Source organism: Nonomuraea sp. NPDC050680, from assembly GCF_040654555.1.
In the GTDB taxonomy this organism is placed as follows: Bacteria; Actinomycetota; Actinomycetes; order Streptosporangiales; family Streptosporangiaceae; genus Nonomuraea.
In genome coordinates, this window is sequence record NZ_JBFAIF010000013.1 from 29,869 (window position 1) to 52,103 (window position 22,235).

18 protein-coding genes are annotated in these 22,235 nt (G+C 70.5%); 7 read left to right on the forward strand and 11 right to left on the reverse strand.

The genetic code is table 11. The features are described from left to right. The first annotated feature begins 149 nt into the window (after positions 1-149). From AB0H88_RS33835 to AB0H88_RS33850, 4 genes are all read left to right on the forward strand, one after another. Complete coding sequence (locus AB0H88_RS33835) at positions 150-983, forward strand: amidohydrolase family protein (protein ID WP_357651690.1); 834 nt, start codon at positions 150-152, stop codon at positions 981-983. A gap of 19 nt (positions 984-1,002) precedes the next feature. Then, on the forward strand, positions 1,003-1,518 hold the full coding sequence (locus tag AB0H88_RS33840; RefSeq protein WP_357651692.1) for a hypothetical protein: 516 nt from the start codon (positions 1,003-1,005) through the stop codon (positions 1,516-1,518). Positions 1,519-1,600: 82 nt separating this feature from the next. Beyond that, on the forward strand, positions 1,601-2,362 hold the full coding sequence (locus tag AB0H88_RS33845) for an isoprenyl transferase (RefSeq protein ID WP_357651694.1): 762 nt from the start codon (positions 1,601-1,603) through the stop codon (positions 2,360-2,362). A gap of 207 nt (positions 2,363-2,569) precedes the next feature. Beyond that, positions 2,570-3,889, forward strand: a complete 1,320-nt coding sequence (locus AB0H88_RS33850; RefSeq protein WP_308016218.1) for a PhoH family protein — start codon at positions 2,570-2,572, stop codon at positions 3,887-3,889. 15 nt (positions 3,890-3,904) lie between these two features. Here the strand turns inward: AB0H88_RS33850 and AB0H88_RS33855 are convergent, their stop codons facing one another. The 3 genes from AB0H88_RS33855 to AB0H88_RS33865 are packed head-to-tail and all read right to left on the reverse strand — an operon-like array spanning position 3,905 to position 6,523. Next, entirely contained in the window at positions 3,905-4,417 is a 513-nt protein-coding gene (locus AB0H88_RS33855) for a hypothetical protein (protein WP_357651697.1), read from the reverse strand. Between the two features lie 22 nt (positions 4,418-4,439). Continuing rightward, positions 4,440-5,852, reverse strand: coding sequence for a HAMP domain-containing sensor histidine kinase (locus AB0H88_RS33860; RefSeq protein WP_357651699.1), 1,413 nt, complete (start codon positions 5,850-5,852; stop codon positions 4,440-4,442). After that, positions 5,849-6,523, reverse strand: a complete 675-nt coding sequence (locus AB0H88_RS33865; protein ID WP_357651701.1) for a response regulator transcription factor — start codon at positions 6,521-6,523, stop codon at positions 5,849-5,851. The genes AB0H88_RS33860 and AB0H88_RS33865 overlap by 4 nt, the downstream gene beginning before the upstream one ends. Before the next feature lie 362 nt (positions 6,524-6,885). Between AB0H88_RS33865 and AB0H88_RS33870 the strand changes: the two genes are divergently transcribed. Both AB0H88_RS33870 and AB0H88_RS33875 read left to right on the forward strand, forming a co-directional pair. Beyond that, the gene (locus AB0H88_RS33870) at positions 6,886-7,512 is read left to right on the forward strand and encodes a lytic transglycosylase domain-containing protein (protein WP_357651703.1); all 627 of its coding nucleotides are present in this window, start codon (positions 6,886-6,888) and stop codon (positions 7,510-7,512) included. Between the two features lie 100 nt (positions 7,513-7,612). Next, on the forward strand, positions 7,613-9,610 hold the full coding sequence (locus AB0H88_RS33875) for a glycosyltransferase family 2 protein (RefSeq protein ID WP_357651705.1): 1,998 nt from the start codon (positions 7,613-7,615) through the stop codon (positions 9,608-9,610). Here the strand turns inward: AB0H88_RS33875 and AB0H88_RS33880 are convergent. The 5 genes from AB0H88_RS33880 to AB0H88_RS33900 form a co-directional block, all read right to left on the reverse strand. Further along, positions 9,600-10,781: a tannase/feruloyl esterase family alpha/beta hydrolase gene (locus AB0H88_RS33880; RefSeq protein WP_357651707.1), complete on the reverse strand. Its 1,182-nt coding sequence runs from the start codon at positions 10,779-10,781 to the stop codon at positions 9,600-9,602. The two genes, AB0H88_RS33875 and AB0H88_RS33880, sit on opposite strands and share 11 nt — an antisense overlap. Continuing rightward, positions 10,781-11,779: an alpha/beta hydrolase gene (locus AB0H88_RS33885; RefSeq protein ID WP_357651709.1), complete on the reverse strand. Its 999-nt coding sequence runs from the start codon at positions 11,777-11,779 to the stop codon at positions 10,781-10,783. Before AB0H88_RS33885 ends, AB0H88_RS33880 begins: the two co-directional genes overlap by 1 nt. Then, entirely contained in the window at positions 11,776-13,047 is a 1,272-nt protein-coding gene (locus tag AB0H88_RS33890; RefSeq protein WP_357651711.1) for an MFS transporter, read from the reverse strand. The genes AB0H88_RS33885 and AB0H88_RS33890 overlap by 4 nt, the downstream gene beginning before the upstream one ends. A gap of 30 nt (positions 13,048-13,077) precedes the next feature. After that, positions 13,078-14,937, reverse strand: coding sequence for a GAF domain-containing protein (locus AB0H88_RS33895; RefSeq protein WP_357651713.1), 1,860 nt, complete (start codon positions 14,935-14,937; stop codon positions 13,078-13,080). 121 nt (positions 14,938-15,058) lie between these two features. Beyond that, positions 15,059-15,811 (reverse strand): 3-hydroxybutyrate dehydrogenase, encoded by a 753-nt coding sequence (locus tag AB0H88_RS33900; protein ID WP_357651715.1) that lies wholly within the window; start codon positions 15,809-15,811, stop codon positions 15,059-15,061. A gap of 260 nt (positions 15,812-16,071) precedes the next feature. Here AB0H88_RS33900 and trpD point away from each other — a divergent pair, with 260 nt between their 5' ends. Beyond that, positions 16,072-17,109, forward strand: coding sequence for an anthranilate phosphoribosyltransferase (gene trpD / locus AB0H88_RS33905; protein WP_357651718.1), 1,038 nt, complete (start codon positions 16,072-16,074; stop codon positions 17,107-17,109). Positions 17,110-17,231: 122 nt separating this feature from the next. Here the strand turns inward: trpD and AB0H88_RS33910 are convergent, their stop codons facing one another. From AB0H88_RS33910 to AB0H88_RS33920, 3 genes are all read right to left on the reverse strand, one after another. After that, positions 17,232-18,623: a class II fumarate hydratase gene (locus AB0H88_RS33910; protein ID WP_357651720.1), complete on the reverse strand. Its 1,392-nt coding sequence runs from the start codon at positions 18,621-18,623 to the stop codon at positions 17,232-17,234. A 136-nt stretch (positions 18,624-18,759) separates the two neighbouring features. Then, entirely contained in the window at positions 18,760-20,586 is a 1,827-nt protein-coding gene (locus AB0H88_RS33915; protein ID WP_357651722.1) for a serine/threonine-protein kinase, read from the reverse strand. Between the two features lie 35 nt (positions 20,587-20,621). Then, positions 20,622-21,731, reverse strand: coding sequence for a serine/threonine-protein kinase (locus AB0H88_RS33920; protein ID WP_357651724.1), 1,110 nt, complete (start codon positions 21,729-21,731; stop codon positions 20,622-20,624). Between the last annotated feature and the right edge of the window lie 504 nt (positions 21,732-22,235).

Genomic DNA, 22,235 nt, shown 5'->3' on the forward strand with positions numbered 1-22,235 from the left:
GACCGACACCGACCGCGTCGGCCGTCTTCGTGACGGCCGGCGCGGTCGCGCGTTGGGGCGGGCGGCGCGGTCAGTCGCGCGTCTGGGCGGGCGGCCACATGGCTGGCGCCTCTTGATCTGACATACCCAGACATCCTAGGTTTTGTCAGGTGATAGTGGATGCGCACCAGCATTTCTGGAATGTCGAGACCGGCTGGTACACCTGGCTGACCCCCGACCTAGGCCCCCTGTACCGCACCTACACCCCCGGGGACCTACGGCCGGAGCTCGACGCCACCGGCACAGAGGCCACGGTCCTGGTACAGGCGGCCGACTGCTACGAGGACACCGACGCCATGCTGGCCCAGGCCGAGGCGCACGACTTCATCGCCGCCGTCGTCGGCTGGGTGCCGCTGGAGCGCCCGTACGAGGCCGGGGCGGCCATCGAGCGCTACCGGAAACATCCGAAGTTTGCCGGGATCCGCCACCTCATCCACGACGAGCCCGACCCCGACTGGGTGGTCCAAGACCGCGTCCTGGAGTCTCTGGGACTGCTGGCCGAGGCCGGTCTGACCCTCGACGTGCCGTCGCTGCTGCCGCGCCACCTCGACCACGTGGTCACCCTCGCCGAGCGGCATCCGAGCCTGAAGATCGTCATCGACCACCTGTCCAAGCCACGGATCAAGGACCACGAGTGGGAGCCGTGGGCCGCCCAGCTCACCCGGGCCGCCGCGTGTCCCAATGTGTACGCCAAGGTCTCGGGACTGGTCACCGAGGCGGACCACCAGGAGTGGACCGTGGAGGACCTCAGGCCGTACGTGGAGCACGCGGTGGAGGCGTTCGGGCCCGAACGGCTGATGTACGGCAGCGACTGGCCTGTGGCCCTGCTGGCGGCCGACTACCGGACGGTCTGGGAGGTGGCGGCGGCCCTGCTCGGCGGCACCGACCGCGACCAGGTATTCGGTGGTACGGCTGGGTATTTCTACGGGTTTGGCGGAGTTTGACGGGGGATACCCTCTTGACATGGGAGGACTCCGCTGTGTCGACGGCTCATACCTGACCGTCACGCCCGTCGCGTGCACGGACAGCGTCGGCAGGCCGTACGAGATCACCCTGGAACTCCGCCGCGACGGCGCGCCGTGCGGGACCGTCGGCGAGCGGTGCGGCTGGCTGCTGGCTCGGCTGGCGCGCGGCGTCAGCCGGGCCCGCGAAGAGCAGGAACAGGGCGAAGCGGGTAAATGGCCGGATCCTGATGACAGATTCCCCGGCGACGAAGGCGGGAGCGAGCTGTTCTCGTTCCGATATCGCGCGAGGTCCGGCGCGGTGACCGGCGGGGAGCTACGCTGCCAGCTCAGGACCATCCCCATCTGGCTGCCGGTCCAGGGCCAGTGGCGGGTTACCCGCAGGGCCTACGTGGAAGCCTGGGGCTCCAGCGGCGTGGGGATGCGGGCGGTCCTGACATCGTCCGAGTTGGCCGCGTTCGTGCACGGTCTGGTCGATGAGGTGGAGGACTGCCTGGGCGGCCGGGATTCCGGTTGAGGGGGCAGGCTGGGGTGAAACGCGGTGATAATTGCCTGTTGGGTCATTCGACCATAGGCACGGCACCGATGGGGAGGACTCCGTGGGCCTGCGTGATCTGGTCTACCGGCTGTACGAGCACCGGCTGGAGACCAAGCTGTCGAAAGACAGCGTCCCCCGGCACGTCGGGGTCATCATCGACGGCAACCGGCGCTGGGCGCGGGCCATGGGGATGCGTGATGTCGCGAGTGGTCACCGCAAGGGTGCCGACAAGATAGCCGAGCTGGTCACCTGGTGCCGCGAGAGCGGCGTCGAGGTGGTCACCATCTGGATGCTGTCCAACGACAACCTCAACCGGCCGAGCGAGGAGCTGGAGCCGCTCCTGCGCATCATCGAGGACGTGACGCGGGAGCTGGTGGAGGCGGGCTGGCGGATCAGCCCGGTCGGCGCGCTGGACCTGCTCCCTGACCAGACGGCGAATGTCCTCAAAAACGCAAAAGAAGTCACATCGCACCGTCCCGGCCTGATTGTGAACGTTGCAGTTGGGTATGGAGGAAGGCGTGAGATTGCCGATGCGGTGCGCTCACTCCTCCAGGAGCACGCCAGCAAGGGTGCCAGCATCGAGGACCTCGTTGAGGTGCTCGATGTCGAGCACATCGCGGAGCATCTCTACACTCGCGGCCAACCCGACCCGGATCTTCTCATCCGGACCTCAGGCGAGCAACGCCTGTCGGGCTTCATGCTGTGGCAGAGCGCTCACTCAGAGTTCTACTTCCATGAGGCATATTGGCCCGACTTCCGCAGGGTGGACTTCCTGCGGGCGCTGCGCGACTACGCCGCGAGACACCGACGTTACGGTTCCTGACGGGACATCTGGGTATCCAGGACGTAACGTGAAAAGTGTCCGGCCACAGGCCGGACACTCCGGAGAGGGCCCGCCTTTGCACCAACACCTGCCGCGGGGGGCCGGAATCCGGCGCCGCCGGCAGATCGTGGTCGGGGACGCGGGTCCGGTCCGGTTCCCACCTCGTCTGCAGGGTGCCCGTTTCGATGGGCGCCCGGGGGAGAACGTGTGGCAGTGTCCTCGAGCAACCCTTCGACCAACCCGGCCAAGCGCACGTACGTGCTGGACACCTCAGTACTGCTAGCCGACCCGGCCGCCATGACCCGGTTCGCGGAGCACGACGTGGTCCTCCCGATCGTGGTCATCACCGAACTGGAGGGCAAGCGACACCACCCCGAACTCGGCTATTTCGCGAGGAAAGCTTTGCGCTACCTCGACGATCTACGAGTTCAGTACGGCCGGCTGGACGAGCCGATGCCTACGGGAGACGGCACGATCAGGGTTGAGCTCAACCACAGCGATCCATCCATCCTGCCCGTCGGGTTCCGCCTTGGCGACAATGACACCCGCATCCTGACCGTGGCGCGCTCGCTCGCCGCCGAGGGTTGCGATGTCGTGCTGGTCTCCAAGGACCTGCCCATGAGGGTCAAGGCCGCCTCGATCGGCTTGTCCGCGGAGGAATACCGCGCCGAGCTGGTGGTCGAGTCGGGCTGGACCGGGATGGCCGAGGTCCAGGTGACCACGGAGGACGTGGGAACGCTCTTCGAGCACGGCACGGCAGATCTGGAGGAGGCCAGAGACCTGCCGACGCACACGGGCCTGCGGATGCTGTCGGCCAAGGGCTCGGCCCTCGGCCGCGTGCTGCCGGACAAGTCGGTGCGGCTGGTGCGCGGCGACCGGGAGGTGTTCGGCCTGCACGGCCGCTCCGCGGAGCAGCGCATCGCGCTCGACCTGCTGATGGACCCGGAGATCGGGATCGTCTCACTGGGCGGGCGCGCGGGCACCGGCAAGTCGGCGCTGGCACTCTGCGCGGGCCTGGAGGCCGTGCTGGAGCGCCGCCAGCACCGCAAGGTCGTCGTCTTCCGCCCCCTGTACGCCGTGGGCGGCCAGGAGCTCGGCTACCTGCCCGGCTCCGAGGGCGAGAAGATGGGCCCGTGGGCACAGGCGGTCTTCGACACCCTGGGCGCGGTCAGCTCTCCCGAGGTGATCGAGGAGGTGCTCGACCGCGGCATGCTGGAGGTGCTGCCGCTCACGCACATCCGCGGCCGGTCGCTGCACGACGCGTTCGTGATCGTGGACGAGGCGCAGTCGCTGGAGCGCGGAGTCCTGCTGACCGTGTTGAGCAGGATCGGCGCCAACTCCCGGGTGGTGCTCACCCACGACATCGCGCAGCGTGACAACCTGCGGGTCGGGCGGCACGACGGCGTGGTGGCGGTGGTGGAGAAGCTGAAGGGCCACCCGCTGTTCGCGCACGTCACGCTGACCAGGTCGGAGCGCTCGCCGATCGCCGCACTGGTGACCGAGATGCTGGAGGACATCACCCTGTAAGGCCCTTCAGGTAGGTCACTTCAGGTCGCCGCAGATGAACCGTCCCTCCGTCTTGGAGGGGCGGTCGTCCGGGTACTGGTGGATGATCTTGACCTGCTCGAACGCGGCGTCCTGCTGGGCCGTACAGACGATCTGGGCCTTGGCCAGCTTGCTGAGCGTGCCCTCGCCCCTGACGAAGACGGTCAGCGTCGAGGTGCGCGGCAGCTGGACCTCGTCGCGCTGGATGGGGTTCAGCGAGTCCTCGATGCGCTCGAAGGTGAAGCCGCGCAGGGCGGTGTCCCGGTCGCCGAGCGGCATCCCGGAGGCGTCGAACAGGGCGGTGAGCAGGCTGCTGACCGTGTCGGAGTCGACGTCGGCGGGCTCCAGCGTCAGCTTGCCGTTCTTGAGCAGGTAGATGGTCTTCGATGGTGGCGGCACCTCGATGACCGGCGGCGCGGCCCGTTCCTCGACGTCCGTGGGGGAGATGCCGCAGGCGGTCACCGCCATGAGGGCGAGGAGCGCGGCGGCGAGAGCGCGACCCTCTGCCACGCGGCGCGCAGCCCCGCGACGGTCAGCCATGGGGCAGCCAGACCGTGAAGAGCGTGCCCGGCTCCTGGCGGCGCACCGAGATGGTGCCGCCGTGCAGGTGCACGTTGGCCCGCGCGATGGCCAGGCCGAGACCGCTGCCCTGGCTGCGCGCCCGGCCCGCGCCGGCCTTGAAGAAGCGGTCGAACACATGGGGCATCGCCTCGATCGGGATGCCCTTGCCGTGGTCGCGTACCTTGACCTCCAGCCCGTTCTTCGTGGCCCTGGCGTTGACCACCACGGGCGGCAGCCCGTGCTTGAGCGCGTTGCCGACGAGGTTGGCCACGATGACGTCGAACCTCCTCGGGTCGAGGTTGACCGTCAGGATGCGGGAGGTGTGCACCTCCACCTGCTCGCTCCAGCCGCGTACCTCCAGGCAGTCGTGGATGGCGTCGGAGACGTCGACCGGCTCCAGGTTGAGCGTCGCGGTGCCCGCGTCGAAGCGGCTGATCTCGATGAGGTGCTCGACCAGGCCGCGCAGCCGCTCGATCTCCCGCAGCACCAGCCGTACCGCCTCCGCGGGCGCGCTGGGCAGCCGCTCGGCCTCCTCGGAGAGCATGTCGGCCACGGCGGTCATCGCGGTGAGCGGGGTGCGCAGCTCGTGCGAGACGTCGGCGACGAAGCGGCGCGACAGCGCCTCCAGCGAGCGCAGCTCCGACACGCTGAGCTCCAGCGCCGCCGCCGCGTCGTTGAACCTGGAGGTGAGCTCGGCCAGCTCGTCCTGACCGTACACGGGCAGACGCGTGTCCAGGCGTCCTTGGCCGAGCGCCTGCGCGGCGGCGCTGAGTCGCCTGACGGGCAGCAGCACCTGCCTGGCCGACAGTAGGGCCACGACCAGGGCGATCAGCAGGATGACCGCGCCGCCCTGGGTGAGCGTGCCCCTGAGCGTGGCCAGCTGGCGCTCGTCGTCGCGCAGCGGGAAGAACACGAAGGCCCGCAGGCCGGTGGCCTCGGGTCCGGTGTCGGTACTGCGATAGACCTCGGCGCCGACGATGAGCCAGAGCTCGTCGTGGATGAGGGTGCGCTGGGTGACGACGTTCCGTTTGGCCCGGCCGTACAGCTCGTTGGGCACGTCGTTCATGTTCAGCGGGCCTTCGGCGTAGGCCAGGTTCTTGTACTCGACGACGACGCTGCGGCCGGGGCCGTTGAGGGACTGGGCGACGTTCTCCAGGTTCTTGGTGGTGGGCGGGGCCTCGCCCTGCCGGAGCGTGCCGACCGGGAAGGTGATGCGGCCCAGCTCTCTGGTCACCAGGTCGATGGAGGTGTCCTCGGCCCGTTTGATGAGCGCCGACTTGGCCAGCTCGAAGCCGATGGTGGCGACGAGGAAGGAGGCGGTGACGGCGACCAGGGTGAAGGTGATGACCAGGCGCGCGCGTAGCCCGGTGGGCAGCGGGATCACGGAGGGCTGAACCGGTAACCGAACCCGCGCACGGTGTGGATGAACACCGGCTCCGCCGGTCTTGGCTCGATCTTCGCGCGTACGCGCTGCACGCAGGCGTCGACCAGGCGCGAGTCGGCCACGTGCGTGTGGTCCCAGACGGCCCGCAGCAGGTAGCGCCGGTTGAGCACCTGGCCGGGATGCCGGACGAGCTCCAGCAGCAGCCGCAGCTCGGTCGGCGTCAGGTGGATCTCCTTGCCGGCCAGCGTGACCTTCAGCGCGCCCCGGTCGATCATGAGGTCGCCGAAGGAGATCCGGTCGGAGGCGGCGGACTCGGCCCGGCGCAGGATGGCGCGGATGCGGGCGTCCAGGACCCGGGGTTCGACCGGTTTGACCACGTAGTCGTCGGCGCCCGCCTCCAGCCCGACCACCACGTCCAGGTCGTCGCCGCGCGCGGTGAGCAGGATGACCGGCAGCTGGTCGAGCCGGCGGATGCGCCGGCACACCTCGACCCCGTCCATGCCGGGCAGCATGACGTCGAGGATCGCGATCTCGGGGCGGCGGGACCTGACGTGGTCGAGGGCCTCCTCGCCCGTCGCGTACGACGTGACGGAGTGCCCCTGCCTGGTCAGCGCCAGCTCTAGAGCCGTGCGTACGGAGGGGTCGTCTTCGACGAGGAGGATGCCAGCCACGCGGACATTATTCTTCCCAGCTGCGACTATCTGCGTTCTGTCATGAAACTGTGACATGGCGCGCACAAGACCCAAAACAACTCCAGGCACGCTAGAAGCGGCCCTCCCTTCGGTGACGGGCGCCCGAAGGGCGGGCCGGACGATGTGATGAAAATCACACTGCTGGCGAAACTGTGCGCCAACCAGCCCGTTAGTAAATGTGGCGCCAATCGGATGTCCCGTTTCGGTTGCGGACCACCCCCCATGACAGGGCAAGCTCATGGGTCGTGAGCCCTGGTCCGCAGTTGAGTGAGCGCCCCGCGCCGGAAACCCCCCGCTCGGCACGTCGACCGGCCCGTTCGTCCTCGCGGACAGTGAAGCGCGTGGTGGTCATCGGGTTGTCCGTCGTGGTCGTCTGTGGCGGCGGTGCTTTCGTCGCCTACCGAGCGATCCAGAACGCCAACACGCCGCCCACGCCGATCTCGGCGGAAGACTTCGGCCGGATCGCCAGCGGCGACCTCTACGCGCCCGACCCCGACAGCGACGCCCTCAAGGAGGCGGGGGTCAAGGCCTACCAGGCGCGCAAGCTCAAGGAGAGCCGCGAGGGCGGCAAGCCCAACGATCTCGACTGGATCGTGGTCAAGAAGAAGTCACCGGGCGGCGACGGGTTCCCGCCCGCCAACTTCCCGCCGGGCAGCAATCCCTCGCCGGGCAGCAACAAGGCCGTCGCCAAGCAGATGCTGGCCGGGGCGGGCTTCGGCGCCGACCAGTGGGGCTGCCTGGAGTCGCTCTGGCAGAAGGAGAGCGGCTGGAACGAGCGGGCCATGAACCGCTACTCCGGCGCCTACGGCATCCCGCAGTCCCTGCCCGGCAGCAAGATGGCCAGCGCGGGCGGCGACTGGCAGACCAACGCGGCCACGCAGATCAAGTGGGGTCTCGGCTATATCAAGGGCCGCTACGGCACGCCCTGTGGCGCCTGGGGGCACTCGCAGGCCAGCGGCTGGTATTAACAGCACGCCCAGACCAGTGGATGGTATTAACGAGCCATCTTTTCTTCTGCAATCGGCAAGCCGCCGCGCCCCATGAGATAGGTCGGCGCACGCTGACCACATGGGTGTGAAGGTCAGTGTGATCGTTAATGTCCACAACCCGGGAAGCCGCGCCGACGCGTGCATCCGCTCCGTCCTGGAGCAGAGCATGCCCGCGGACGACTATGAAGTGATCTTCGTGGACGACGGTTCCATGGACGGAATCGCGGAGCGGCTCGACACGGTCGCCGCGGTCCGCAGGAACGTCCGGGTGCTGCACCTGCCCCACACCGGCTCACCGATGCGAGGACGCAACGTCGGCATGGCCGCCGCCAAGGGCGACTACATCTACCTGATGGACCAGGGCGACCGGCTGGAGCGCGGCGCCCTGCTGAGCATGTACGAGCGGGCCGTGGAGACAGACGCCGACGTGCTGGTCGGCCGCCTGGTGCGGGACGTGGGGCCGCCGGTGACCGCGTTCGTGCGCAGCCGAGGGCGCGCCGACCTCCTGCGCGACCGGCTGCTCAGCCTGCTCACCCCGCACAAGCTCTATCGCCGCGCCTTCCTGGAGGAGCACGAGCTCGGCTTCGCCGTGCCAGGCGGGCAGGTGGCCGAGCAGGCGTTCGCCGTACGGGCCTACCTTCAGGCCAAGGTCGTCGCCGTGCTGGCCGATCAGATCTGCTGCCACATCGGCGAGCGCGAGGAGGTCGTGGAGGATCCGCGTACCACCGTGGCCGAGCTGCGGATCCTGCTCGCCGACATCGACGCCTACGTGAGCGACGGGCGTCAGCGCGACCGCATGTACGGCCACTGGTTGCGCACCACCGTGCTCAAGCCGTTGCTGAGCAGCCGGTTCTTCGCCTCGTCCGTGGACCGGGGCATGCACTTCAGGTTGATCAGGCAGCTCGTGCTCGACAGCTTCCCGGAGCGCCTCGACCGCTACCTCCCGGTCCAGCTGCGGGCCGTGGCCACCTTCGTCCGTACCGGGCGGCTGGACCAGCTCGTCGTCCTGGCCAACTCCTCCGGGCGGGCCGGGCTGCGGGCGGACCTGAGCGAAGTCCGCTGGGACGCGCAGGTGCTGGTGCTCGGCCTGTCCGTGGAGGTCCTGGGCGGTGACGGGTGGCCCACCAGATTCCGTACGGACGGCGAGCGGCTGCTCTGGCAGCCACCCCGCTCGGTCGACGCCAGGCTGCTGCCCGACAGCGTCCTGGACGTCACCGCCGCCATCGAGCGGGCCCGCATCGAGGTGTACCTACGGCACAGCGAGACGAGCGTCATCCACTACCTGCCGGTCGCCTACCAGGTCGAACGGGTCCAGGACGGGCGCCGCCACGTGCGCGTGCGGATCGTCGGCGAGGCCAGGGTCGACGTGACGGCGGCGGCGCACGGCGAGCCGCTCAAGGCCGGCCAGTGGGAGGTGCACGTCCGCATGTTCGGCGGCGCGCACCAGGCCAGGAGCCGGGTCCGCCGCCCGGACGGCCCGCTGAACTGCCTCGGCGTGCTCGCCCAGCGGCCCAGGATGCGCCTGGTGGTGCCCTGCTGGAGCGACGCCGGCGAGCTCGGGCTGGCCGTCGAGCCGCGCTCGTTCTCGGAGTCGATCGCGCTGGTGTCGCCCGGCGTGATCATCAGGCGGCAGGAGGGGCACCTGTACGTCGTGCTGCCCGTGCCGTACGTGCCGCCGAGCGGCGGTCCCGCGCTTGAGCTGGTGCTGCGTAACACCGCGCGGCGGCCACGCGAGGTGAGCGCGCCGGCGCTGGTCGAGCCGGGGGTGCCGGGCAAGATCGCCGGCCAGCTGGTGGCCAAGGTGCCGGTCAAGCGGATGATGCCGGGAAAGGACAGCCTCGGCCCGGGAGCCTGGCTCTCCTCGCTGCGTACCGCCGACGACGAGATCGGCCTGCGGTTCGGGCTGGAGGTGCGCAGGGGCAGGATCGAGGTGCGGCCCTCGGCCGCCGTGGACCCCGAGCGGCGCTCGGTGATGGGCGCCGACACACTGCTGCACCGGCTCGGCCGCCGCCTGCCCGGCGCGCGGCACATCGTCCGGCTGGCGCGCGCGGGCAGGCATCGCTACCTCAGGGACTGACCCAGCCCTCCAGCTCGGCGAAGGAGTCTCTGAAGACCGGCAGCATCGGCTTCAGCTTGTCGGGGTAGAGGTCGACCAGGCTGTCGAGGTGATTGCCGCCCTCTACGCGGTGATAGTGGAACGGCCGGTGCGGGCCGACCATCTTGGCGTAGACGTCGGAATCGCGCGAGATCGGCAGCAGCGAGTCGAGTGTGCCGTGGATGGTGATGAGTGGCTTGGTGATCCGGCCGGTCAGCGCGATCTTGGCGACGGCCGCGTACGGCTTGCGCGCGTCGTAGTCGTAGTCCGCCGGGGCGCCCTCGTAGGAGGGGTCGAGCTCCTTCTGGTAGAGCCGCTGGGTGAGCTCCCAGTAGTACTGCCGGTGGAAGGGCCAAAGGAACTCCGAGCCCGCGGCGAAGCCGGCCTGCTCGGGAGACTCCTTCAGCGCCTGGGGCAGGAAGTTGAGCAGGTTGTCGCCCTTGACTCGCCAGAGCGTGCCCTCCCAGTCGACGCCGCCGTCGTACAGCCATCCGCGGTTCTCCAGCTGCCAGCGGACGAGGTAGCCGCCGTTGGAGATGCCGGCCATGAACGTACGCCGGGGCTGGCGGCCGTACCGCTGCCTGACGACGGCCTTGGCGGCCACCGTGAGCTGGGTGACGCGCTCGTTCCACTCGGCGATCGCGTCTCCCGGGCGGCGGCCGTCGGCGTAGAACTCCAGGCCGGTGTTGCCCTTGTCCGTGGCGGCGAACGCGTAGCCCTTCGACAGCACCCAGTCGGAGATCGTGAAGTCGTTGGCGTACTGCTCCCTGTTGCCCGGGGTGCCGGTGACGACCAGGCCGCCGTTCCAATTCTCGGGGAGCCTGATGACGAACTGGGAGTCGTGGTTCCAGCCGTGGTTGGTGTTGGTGGCCGAGGTGTCGGGGAAGTAGCCGTCGATCTGGACGCCGGGGACGCCGGTGGGGTTGACGGTGGCCGCCGAGTGCAGCCCGGCCCAGTCGGCCGGGTCGGTGTGGCCCGTCCCGACGGTGCCCGCCGTGGTCAGGTCGTCGAGCCGGGCGCTGATGGTGTGCTCGGCGCCTGGCACCGTGAGGCTCGCGCCCGGGACGGTAAGGCCGGTGCCGGGCACCGTGAGGTCGGTGGCGCCTTGGGCGGGGGTCAGCAGGCTGGCCACCAGGGCTAACGCGACGAACATCAGGACTCCGCGAGATGGTCGGCCAGCAGACGCTGGAAGTCGGCGGGACGCTCCAGGTGCGGGCTGTGGCCGCACTCCGTGAGCACGGCCTCCCGATAACGGCCGTAGCGGTCGAGCACGGCCCTGGTCTGGGTCACCATGGGCTGCGCGGTGGTGCCGGGCGAGCCGGGCACCACGCCCAGCCGGCCCAGGTGGGCCAGGTCGAACAGCGAGGTGTCGGAGACGATCACGTCGTCGGCGCCCCTGATCCACAGGATGGGCGGCTTGGGGTCGATCTCGTGCAGGTCGTCGAGCCGGAAATGGGTGGGGGCCAGGGCGTTGAGCACGCCGTGCTTGCCCGGGGCGACGCCCGGCCACCGCGCCGAGCCGACGGGGTCGCCCGGGTAGTGGGCCTCGCCGACGTGGGTGGTGAGCATGGAGCGGACGTAGAAGTCCTCGTCGGGGACCGGGTTCTTCACGTACGTGCTCCGGAACACCGAGCGAGGGGACGTGGGGGATTCGTCCGACATGTCGCCCGCCTTGAGGCGGGAGACGAAGTCGGGGTTGGCGGCCCCGGCGCCCGCTCCCGTGCCGTCCGCGTGGGTGAGCCGGCCGTCCGCGCCCTCCGTGCCGCCGTAGCCGTACGGTGAGACGGGGTTGACCAGCGTGACACTCCTGACCGTGCCGGGACGGTCGCGCAGCAGTCGCAGGACGATGCCGCCGCCCATGCTCCAGCCGACCAGGTGCACCCGCTCCAGGCCCAACCGGTCGATCAGCTCGCTCAGGTCGTCGGAGTAGTCGCGCAGGCCCCGCGTGGCGTCCACCGGCTCGGGGTCGCTCTCGCCGAACCCGCGCAGGTCCACCGCGAGCGGCCGGTACGCCTCGGGCAGCGCGGCCATGGTGTCCCGCCAGAACGCGCCGGAGGAGACGTTGCCGTGCACGAACAGCACGGGCTCGCCACTGTCCCTGCCCGCCACGGTCAGGACGTGCTGGGTGAGCCGCGGCGTGGTGACCTTCACGCGTTCACCTTCTCCGCCAGGTCGCGGCCCTGGGTCTCCCTGGCGGCGTAGACGGCGACCAGGGTGAGGACGGCCGCCAGGCCGAGGTAGACGGAGATCGGCACGCTACTGCCATAGCCCTTCAGCAGCGCGACCGCGATGATCGGGGCCAGCGCCCCGGCCACGATGGCCGACAGCTGGGCGCCGATCGACACCCCGGTGTAGCGCATCCTGGTGCCGAACAGCTCGGCGAAGAAGGCCGCCTGCGGGCCGTACATCATGCCGTGGAAGAGCAGGCCCACGGTGATGGCCAGCGTGATGGCCAGGAAGTTGCCGGTGTCGATGAGCGGGAAGAACGCGAAGATCCACAGCCCGATGCCGGCGGCCCCGGCCAGGTACATCGGGCGGCGGCCGATCCGGTCCGACAGCGCGCCCCACATCGGGATCGTGACGAAGTGGATGGCCGAGGCGATCAGCACGGCGTTGAGCACGGTGGTGTTCTCGATCTCGTTCACCTTCGCGTAGGTGATGACGAAGATCGTGAGCAGGTAGAACGAGATGTTCTCGGCCAGCCGCGCGCCGATCGCGACGATGACGTCGCGCCAGTGGTGGCGCAGCACGCCGATGATCGGCGCGGTCTCCTCCGGCTCGGCCTGCTGGAACACCGGCGACTCGGTGATCGACAGCCGGATCCACAGGCCGATCAGCACCAGCACGCCCGACAGCAGGAACGGCACCCGCCAGCCCCACGCCAGGAACGCCTCGGCCGACTGCGTGGCGGACAGCACCGCCAGCACGCCGGTGGCCAGCAGGTTGCCGCCCGGCGCGCCGGCCTGCGGCCAGGAGGCCCAGAAGCCGCGTCGCGCCGCGTCGCCGTGCTCGGAGACGATCAGCACCGCGCCGCCCCACTCGCCGCCCAGCGCGAAGCCCTGCACCAGCCGCAGCAGGGTCAGCAGCAGCGGCGCGGCGGCGCCCACGCCCGCGTACGTCGGCAGGCAGCCGATCAGGAACGTGGCGGCGCCCATCAGCAGCAGGCTGACCACCAGCAGCCGCTTGCGGCCGAGCCGGTCGCCGAAGTGGCCGAAGATCAGGCCGCCGAGCGGGCGGGCGATGAACCCGACGGCGTAGGTGAGGAACGCCAGGAGCGTTCCGGTCAGGGGGTCGGCGTCGGGGAAGAAGAGCTTGTTGAAGACGAGGGCGGCTGCCGAGCCGTACAGGAAGAAGTCGTACCACTCGATGGTGGTGCCGATCAGGCTCGCGGCGACGATCTTCTTGATGGAAGTGGCCATGCCGTCACGCTAGGGAGTGACCGGCGTCACTCATATGGCGTCGGAACCCACAGTCTGTGGCGGGGATGTGTGGCCGAGCCGGTGCAGGCGGAGGGCGAGCTGGATCTCCAGCGCCCGCTCCGGCTCCAGCCAGCCCTCGCCCAGGAGCTTGCCGACGCGGTCGAGCCGTTGGGTGACGGTGTTGACGTGGATGTGCATGGCCTCGGCCGTACGGGAGGGCGAGCCGCCCGAGCCGAAGTAGGCGGCGAGCGTGTCGGCCAGGACGGTGCCCCGGCGGGCGTCGTACTCGACCACCGGGCCGAGCACCGAGCCGACGAAGCCGCGCACGTCGCGCCCGTCGCCGACCAGCAGGCCGACGAAGCCCAGCTCGCTCGCGCTCGCGCCGTCACCCGCCCGGCCCAGCGCGATGAGCGCCTCCGCGCAGCGCCGGGCCTCCTGGTAGGCCGCGGCCACGTCGCTCTTGCGCGAGGCTCCGGCCGTGGCGGGCGTGTGCAGCGACGTGCTCAGCTCGGCCGCGACGCGCTGCGCGATGGCGCCCGCGTCGCCGCCGGGAAGCAGCAGCACGACCTCATCGGCCCGCCCCGCCGCCAGCCCATGACGCACGGCCGCCTGCGACGACGCCCAGAACGCGGCCCGCTCGCGCTGCCCGTCATGCCGGACCACGACCACCACGTGCGGCGCGGCCAGGTCCACACCCAGCCGGCGGGCCCGGTCGGCCAGCCCGGGGGAGCCGGGCCTGGAGATCAGGTCGTCGAGCAGCTCGCCCCGCACCCGGCCCTCCGCCTCGGCCACGCTCCTGCGAAACAGCAGCAGCAGCGCGCAGACCAGCGCCGCCCGCTCCAGGATGCGCTCGTCGGCGTCGTCACTGCGCAGGATCAGCGTGCAGAGCGGCTCACCGCCGACGTCCACCGACGCGATCAGCAGATCCGCCCTGCGCACGGTACGGCCCAGCGCCCTGGACGCCTGCGCGGCCTCGAACACGCCCGCGTCCAGCTCGCCCACGTCTCCGGTGATCGGCCGGCCCAGGTCGTCGAGTACGGCCAGCGAGCCGCCGAGCACATCGGTCACCACGGCGGCCACATCCTCGATGCCGCCGCCGCGCAGCACCAGCGAGGTCATCCGGTCGTGGGCCAGCGCGGCCCGCTCCACGGCCTGACCGTGCTCCCTGACGGTGCGGTGCGCGGTGGACAGCTCTTCGAGGGCGTTCCTGGTCTCCTGCAGCAGCCTGGCGTTGTCGATCGCGACGGCCGCGTGCGCCGCCAGGCTCGCCAGCAGCGACACCTCCTCCTGCAGGAACGGCCGGCGGCTACGGTTGGCCGCGAACAGCACGCCGATCACCCGCTGCCCCAGCCGCAGCGGCACACCGAGGATCGCGACCAGGCCCTCCTCGGTGACGGCCTCGTCGATGTGGTTCTTGTGGTGGAAGCGGGCGTCGTCGAAATAGTCGGCGGTCGCGTACGGCGTGGCGCTCTGCGCCACCAGCCCGCCGAGCCCCGCCCCCATCGCCAGCCGGAGCGCCCGGAACTTGGCCGAGATCGAGCCGTCGGTCACCTGCATGTAGGTGTCGCCGCGGGCCGGATCGTGCAGCGTGAGGTAGGCGGTGTCGGTCGCGAGCAGCTGCCTGGCCCGGTGCACGATCGCCTCCAGCACCGCGTCCAGGTCGCGCAGCGCGGCCAGGTCGTTGGCGGTGTCGTAGAGGGCCGACAGCTCGGCTTCACGCCTGGCCCGGCGTTTGAGCAGCGCGCGCACCTTGAGCGCGTCGACCTTGGCCAGCTCCAGCTCCTCGACGGTCGCCGCGTCGGCCCCGGCGGCCCTGGCCTGAATGATCGGCCCCTCGAACTCGACCGCCGACGCCTCTCTGGCCAGCAGCTCCAGAAAGCGTCTGCTCATGGCGTGTTCATGGCCTCACTTCGTGAGGCGGGCTCGGTCGCCTCATGCCGCCGTCTTCCCCCGTCGCTCTGGTCGCTACGCTCCCGGCGCTCCTCCTCCAGACGACGGCGCTCCCTCGCCACTAACGGGCCGTCCAGCCGCCGTCGAGGGGCAGGGAGACGCCGGTGATGAACGACCCGGCGGGGCCGCACAGGTAGGCGACCAGTTCGGCCACCTCGTCGGGCTCGATCAGCCGCTTGATCGCCGCGGGCTGGAGCATGATGTCCTCGACGACCTCGCCCGGGTCGATGCCGTGCATCTTCGCCTGGTCGGCGATCTGGCCCTCGACCAGCCCGGTCCGTACGTAGGCCGGGCACACGCAGGTGGAGGTCACCCCATGGGGCGCCCCTTCGAGCGCGACGACCTTGGAGAACCCCTCCAGCCCATGCTTGGCCGCCGTGTACGCCGACTTGTACGGCGAAGCCCGCAGCCCGTGCACCGAGGAGATGTTGACGAACCGCCCCCACCCCCGCGCGTACATGCCGGGCAGCACGTGCCGCGCGATCCGGAACGGCGCCTCGACCATGACCCGCAGCATCGTGGCGAACACCTCGGGCGGGAACTCCTCGATCGGCGCCACGTGCTGGAACCCCGCGTTGTTGACCACGATGTCGACGGGCCCGTCCGGCAGCACGCCGACGAACTCCGGATCGCTCAGGTCGGCCACCACCGGCACCCCGCCGACCTCGGCGGCCACCTTCTCCGCCGACTCCGCGCTCCGGTCGACGACCAGCACCTTCGCCCCGCCGGCGGCCAGCCGTCTCACGCAGGCGGCCCCGATGCCGGCTCCGCCCCCCGTGACCAGCGCCGTCCGCCCCGTCAGCTCGTTCGCCATGTCTCCGAGCCTAAGCGCTCGCGGGCCGAGGGCGGCATGGGTGTCCGCGACATAGATCGGTAGTCCTTTATGTGGTGTGTCCCGGCGGCCACGGCGCCCGCGTGGCTGGTACGGTTTCTCCCATGCACGCGTATTCGTACTCCTGGTGGCCCGCCTTCTAGGCGGTCCTCCTAGCGCATACGCACCCCGGCCGCCTCGACGAGGCGGCCGTCGTCATGTCAGGACCCCCTTGTCGAGCACCTCAGACGAAAGGGCGTCCAGTGACAACCTGGCCAGCGCTGCTCAGCATCCTCCTCGACGGCACCTCGCTCACCTCGGGCCAGGCCGCCTGGGCCATGGACCAGATCATGTCGGGTGCCGCCACGGACGCCCAGATCGCCGCGTTCGCCATCGCCATGCGCGCCAAGGGCGAGACCGTGGCGGAGGTGTCCGGCCTGGCCGACGGCATGCTCGCCCGATCGTCGGCCATCAGGATCCCCGGCGACCCGGTCGACCTGGTCGGCACCGGCGGCGACCGGGCCAACACGGTCAACGTCTCGACCATGGCGGCCATCGTGGCGGCGGCGTCCGGGGCCAAGGTCGTCAAGCACGGCGGCCGGGCCGCCTCCTCGGCCACCGGAGCCGCCGACCTGCTGGAAGAGCTCGGCGTGGTCATCGACCTGTCGCCGGCCGGTGTCGCCCGGGTCGTGGAGGAGGTCGGCATCACGTTCTGCTTCGCGCCCACCTTCCACCCGGCATTGAGACGCACCTCGGGGGCGCGGCGAGAGCTGGGGGTGCCGACGGTCTTCAACTTCCTCGGTCCCCTCACCAACCCCGCCCTGCCGGCCGCCCAGGCGGTCGGCGTCTTCCACGCGGACCTGGCGCCGGTCATCGCGGGCGTCCTCGCGGAGCGCGGCGGCTCCTCGCTCGTCTTCCGCGGTGACGACGGCCTCGACGAGCTCACCACCTCCGGCCCTTCGGCCATCTGGCTCGTCCGCAAGGGCACGGTCACCCCCACCCGCTTCGACCCGGCGGACCTGTCGATCCCACGAGCCCGCCCCTCGGACCTGGCCGGCGGCGACGCGGCGCACAACGCGGCGGTGGCACGGGCGGTCCTCGCGGGCGAGCGGGGGCCGGTCCGCGACATCGTCCTACTGAACGCGGCCGCCGCCCTGGTCGCGGCCGACGGCACACCTCCCGCCGCCGACCTCACCGGGGCCCTCGCCCACGCCTACAAGCGAGCAGGGGACGCCGTCGACTCGGGAGCCGCCGAGACCCTGCTCACCCGCTGGGCTCAGGCCACCCACAGGGCGGCCTGAGGCCGTCGTCACCTGGCGTGCGGTTCGAGGACCGTCGTCACTTGGCGTGCGGTTCGAGGACCGTCGTCACTTGGCGGGTGGTCTGAGGCGGTCGTCGCTCGGCGGGCGGCCTGACGTCGTCGTCACTCGGCGGGCCGGGTCATGGAGAGTACGTCCAGCAGGGCGTCGAGTTGCTCCTCCGTGAGCCGGCCGGCCGACACGTGGCCGCGTTCGATGACCACCTCGCGGATCGTCTTACGCTCGGCCAACGCCTGCTTGGCGATCTTCGCCGCCTCCTCGTAGCCCACATACCGGTTCAACGGCGTGACGATCGACGGCGACGACTCCGCGTACTCGCGCAGCCGTGGCACGTTGGCCGTGATCCCCGACACGCACCGGTCGGCCAGCAGCCGTGAGACGTTGGCCAGCAGCCGGATCGACTCCAGGATGTTGCGCGCGATGACCGGCAGCTGCACGTTCAGCTCGAAGCTGCCCGACGCGCCCGCGAACGTGATCGCGGCGTCGTTGCCGATGACCTGCGCCGCGACCATGGCCGTAGCCTCGGGGATCACCGGGTTGACCTTGCCGGGCATGATGGACGAGCCCGGCTGCAGGTCCGGCAGGTTGATCTCGCCCAGCCCCGCGCGCGGCCCGGAGCCCATCCACCGCAGATCGTTGGCGATCTTGTTGAGCGAGACCGCGACCACCTTCAGCTGCCCCGACAGCTCGACGATGGAGTCCTGCGCGCTCTGCGCCTCGAAGTGGTCCATCGCCTCCCTGAACGGGATCCCGGTCGCCTCGCGCAGCTTCTCGATCGCCAGCTTCGCGAAGCCCGGCGGGGTGTTGATGCCGGTGCCCACCGCCGTACCGCCCAGCGGCAGCTCCAGCACGTGGCCGAGCGCCGTCTTCACCCGTACGGAGCCGTGCTCGATCTGTGTGGCGTAGCCGCCGAACTCCTGCCCCAGCGTCACAGGCGTGGCGTCCATGAGGTGCGTCCGCCCCGACTTCACCACCTGGTCGAACTGGATCGCCTTGGCCCGCAGCGCCGCCGCCAGGTGTTCCAGGGAGGGCAGCAGGTGGTAGGTCACCTCCGTCGCCGCCGCCACGTGGATCGAGGTCGGGAACACGTCGTTGGACGACTGCGAGGCGTTGACGTGGTCGTTCGGGTGTACGGGACGGCCCAGCCGCTCCTCGGCCAGCGTCGCGACGACCTCGTTGGCGTTCATGTTGGACGAGGTGCCGGAACCGGTCTGGAAGACGTCGATCGGGAAGTGGTCGTCGTGCTCGTTCTCCGCGACGTCGGCCGCGGCCTGCGCGATGGCCTCTGACAGGTCCTTTTCCAGCACGCCGAGCTCTCCGTTGACCTCGGCGGCGACCGCCTTGATCAGTCCGAGCGCGGCGATGTGCGACGGCTCCAGCGGCCGTCCGGACACCGGGAAGTTCTCCACCGCCCGCTGCGTCTGCGCGCGCCACCTGGCTCCGACCGGAACGCGCACCTCACCCATGGAGTCATGTTCAATGCGGAACTCGCTCATGCCTCCCAGTCTGGCTCACGCATGCCGGAACAGCCCGAAAGGGGCGCCAGGACGAGGCCATGCCAGATCACCTCGACAGGACGTGGCTGTGCAGGCTCAGCTCAACATGTGCAGGCTCAGCTCAACATGTGCAGGCTCAGCTCGACAGGAGTGCCACGATGAGGACGGCGATCACCACGGCGGCGGCCGCGGCCACGGCCATCAGGACCAGCATCCCGTTGCGGTTGCCCGTGGGGCCCTGCTCGGGCTCCTTCGCGATGGCGAACAGGTCCGTGCCCAGCCCCTGCCCGGCCTGGCGCTCCTGCCCCGCCGGGCGTGGCGGGCCCGGGTACGGGCCGGTCGGCCGTCCTTGCTGCGGCCCCATCGGTCCCATGGGGGGTCCTGCCTGCGGGCCCATGTAGGGCCCTGCCTGCGGGCCGCCCGGCGGCGGTCCGGGCCGGGGGCCTCGCGGGTTCTGCTGCTGGGGCGGGGGCAGCGGGTAGACCTGCTGGCCCGGAGGCTGGTGGATGCGGGTGGTGACGGTGCTCTCCTCGTCGGAGCCACGCCGTGACGGGTCCTGGGGCAGGGGAGTCTTCGGACGCGCCACGCTGATGGTCCGCTCGGGGTCGTACGCACCGCTCGGACGAGGCCCGGTCGGGGCACCGGGTCCTGCGGCACCACGCTGAGCGCCACCGGGCCCGGACGGGGCGCCCGTCGATCCGGGAGATCCGGGAGATCCGGGAGGGCCGCTCGCGGGCCCGGATGGGGCACCCGCGGGCCCGGATGGGGCACCCGCGGGGCCGTGTGGCCGCGCTCCGGTCGCCGGACCGGCGGCCTGCGCGCCAGGCGCCCCGCCTGCCCGCGCGGCCTGTGCGCCTGTCGGGGGGCCCTGCGGGGGCGTGTCGAACGCGTTCGGACCTGGCCCGGTCCCAGGCCCCTGCGGCCCGCCCATCGCCCCCTGCCCGCGCCGAGGGCCTTGCCCGCCGGGACCACCCGCTCCGCCCGGCGCCTGCCCGCTCGGGCCCGCTCCATGGCCGGGTGGGGGACCCCACGGGCCGGCCGCCTTGGGGGGCTGTACGGCGGGCGCCGTGTCGTTCGAGTCGGGCACGCCGGCCTCCTGGGCGATCAGGGCCTCCGCCGTGATCGCCGGCATCTCGCTCGTGGGCGTGTCGGCGACCATCCTGAGCAAGGTCTCCGCCTTGGCCGCCGACAGTCGCCGCTTGTGGTCCTTGTCCAGCAGCCCGGTCAATACCGGCCGCAGCTGCCCGGCCTGGGTCGGCGGGTCGGCGTTCTCGCTCAGCAGCGCGGCGAGCGTCTCCGCGATCGTGGACCTCTCGTACGCGGGACGGCCCTCGACGGCGAAGTACAGCGTCGCCCCCAGCGACCAGACGTCGGACTCGGGCCCGGTGTATTCGCCCCTGGCCCGCTCCGGCGCCGTGTATCCGGGCGAGCCGATGACCATGCCGGTCTTGGTGAGCCGGGAGTCGCCCTCGGCCTTGGCGATGCCGAAGTCGGTCAGCACCACGCGGCCGCTCTCGGTGATGAGCACGTTGCCCGGCTTGACGTCGCGATGCGTGATGCCCTGAGAGTGCGCCGCGCGCAGCGCGCCGAGCAGGTCGACGCCGATCTCCGCCACCAGCCGGGGCGGCAGCGGGCCCTCTTCGTCGATCACCTGCTCCAGGGAGCGGGCCTCGATGAGCTCCATGATGATCCACGGGCTGTTGTCGTGGATGAGCACGTCGTGGATGGCGGCGACGGACGGGTGGTTGATCCGGGCGGCGATGCGCCCCTCCCGGACCATGCGCTCGCGCAGCTCGGCCCGCTGTTCCTCGGTGAGACCCGGGTCCTGGCGGATTTCCTTGACCGCCACCTCGCGCCCGAGCGCGCGGTCGCGGGCGCGCCATACGGTGCCCATGGTCCCTCGACCGAGGGGCGCGATGAGCTCGTAGCGTTCCGCGAGCAGGCGTGACTGCTGTTCCGGCATGAGAAGAAGATATCGATTCTCGCTTGGGAAGTGCTTTACCCTCGCTTGCGAAGTTCTCTTGGCCAGAACCGTCGAGGAAGGCACAACTTTATCACCGTCGCTTTGAAACGGGCATAAGCGGACGGTGTAGGTCGGGGTTCGACCCGTTTCCGATGGACGCCTTCACCCGGTTTACGTTCCTGAGGTGGTGGCGGGACCGCCAAGGCGGCCGCGATGGCCTCTGCCCGGTGCAGCCCGCGGTGCGCGGGCCGGCGCGCGAAAGAGGGGGTGGTGATCACCGGGGCCGGCCGTACCGATCTGCTCGGGGCCAGCGGCTCCTCCGCGGAGCCGCCCGCCGCCACCCTGGCCAGCATCAACGAGGCGCGTACGGAGTCGAGCCTGGTCTGCGGGTCGATGCGCAGCAGCGCGTCGAGAACCGGCGCCAGCGGCCCGGCCTTCGTCATCGGGATCGGCTCGCCGCTGGTGAGCGCGGCCAGCGCGGCGGCGGCCGTACGGCGCCCGTGCAGGCCCCTGCCCTCGACGGCGGTGTAGAGGGTCGCGCCGAGCGACCACAGATCACCGGCCGGACTGGCCTTCGATCCCAGCACCCGCTCTGGAGCGATGTATCCCGCGGAACCGAGCACGATGCCCGCCTGGGTAATAGAAACGTCACCTTCCAGTGCGGCCAGCCCGAAGTCCGTCAGGACCGCGCGGTCCTCCATCACCAGCACGTTGCTGGGCTTCACGTCGCGGTGCAGGATCCCCTTGGCGTGTACGGCCCGCAGCGCCCCGAGGATCTGGCGCCCGATCTCGGCCGCCTTGCGGGGATGGAGCGGTCCGCCCTCCAGGATCAGCTGCTCAAGGGACCTGGCCTTGAGCAGCTCCATCACGATCCACGGTCGGTCGTCCTCGGTGACCACGTCGAACACGGTGATGACCGACGGATGCGCGACCATCGCGGTCGCCCTGCCCTCGCGCTCGGTGCGGGCGCACAGCTCGGCTCGCAGTTCCTCGTCGAGCACGACCGGCAGCCGGACCTCCTTGACCGCCACGTCCCGATCGAGCAGCTCATCATGCGCTCGCCAAACGGTACCCATGCCGCCGCGGCCGACCGGCTCCAGAAGCCGGTAGCGCGCGGCTAGTAGGTAACCGGAGGGCGCACGCATGGCAGGCAGCTTACCTATTTGTCTAAACCGACCAGTAGAGGCGGGGCCGATAAATTGTTGCGAAGTTAAGTCAACTGGTCTGACTCGTGACGTCAGCAAACCTGCTGTCCACATCGGTCCAGTTGATAAGGAGTAGGCGTGCTTCCAAGCGTCGAACACCGGTGGCGTTCCCATGATGGTGGTAAACGCGCTCGATGGCCAGCCGTCCGCCCAGCGGCTCCCCGGCCCCGCATCCCGGCCGCGCCCCGCACCGGCGACGTCTCGGTGGCCGCCCGCTTCGGGAACGCGCCAAGATCCACGACCGCCGAGCTCGCCCTTGTCGCGCCCGAGGGCATCGGCGGGGCGCCCGTCCGAATCTGCCTCGGGCCGCTGACCTGCCGATATGACACCCCGCCCAAGTTGGTCACCAGGATTGTGCGCGATGCCCCGCAAGAAGTTCGCAGGCGTCCGGCAGGGTTACTCATAGGGGCCTGACGCAGTCGTCAGCAGTTTGTAAGGGTCTCG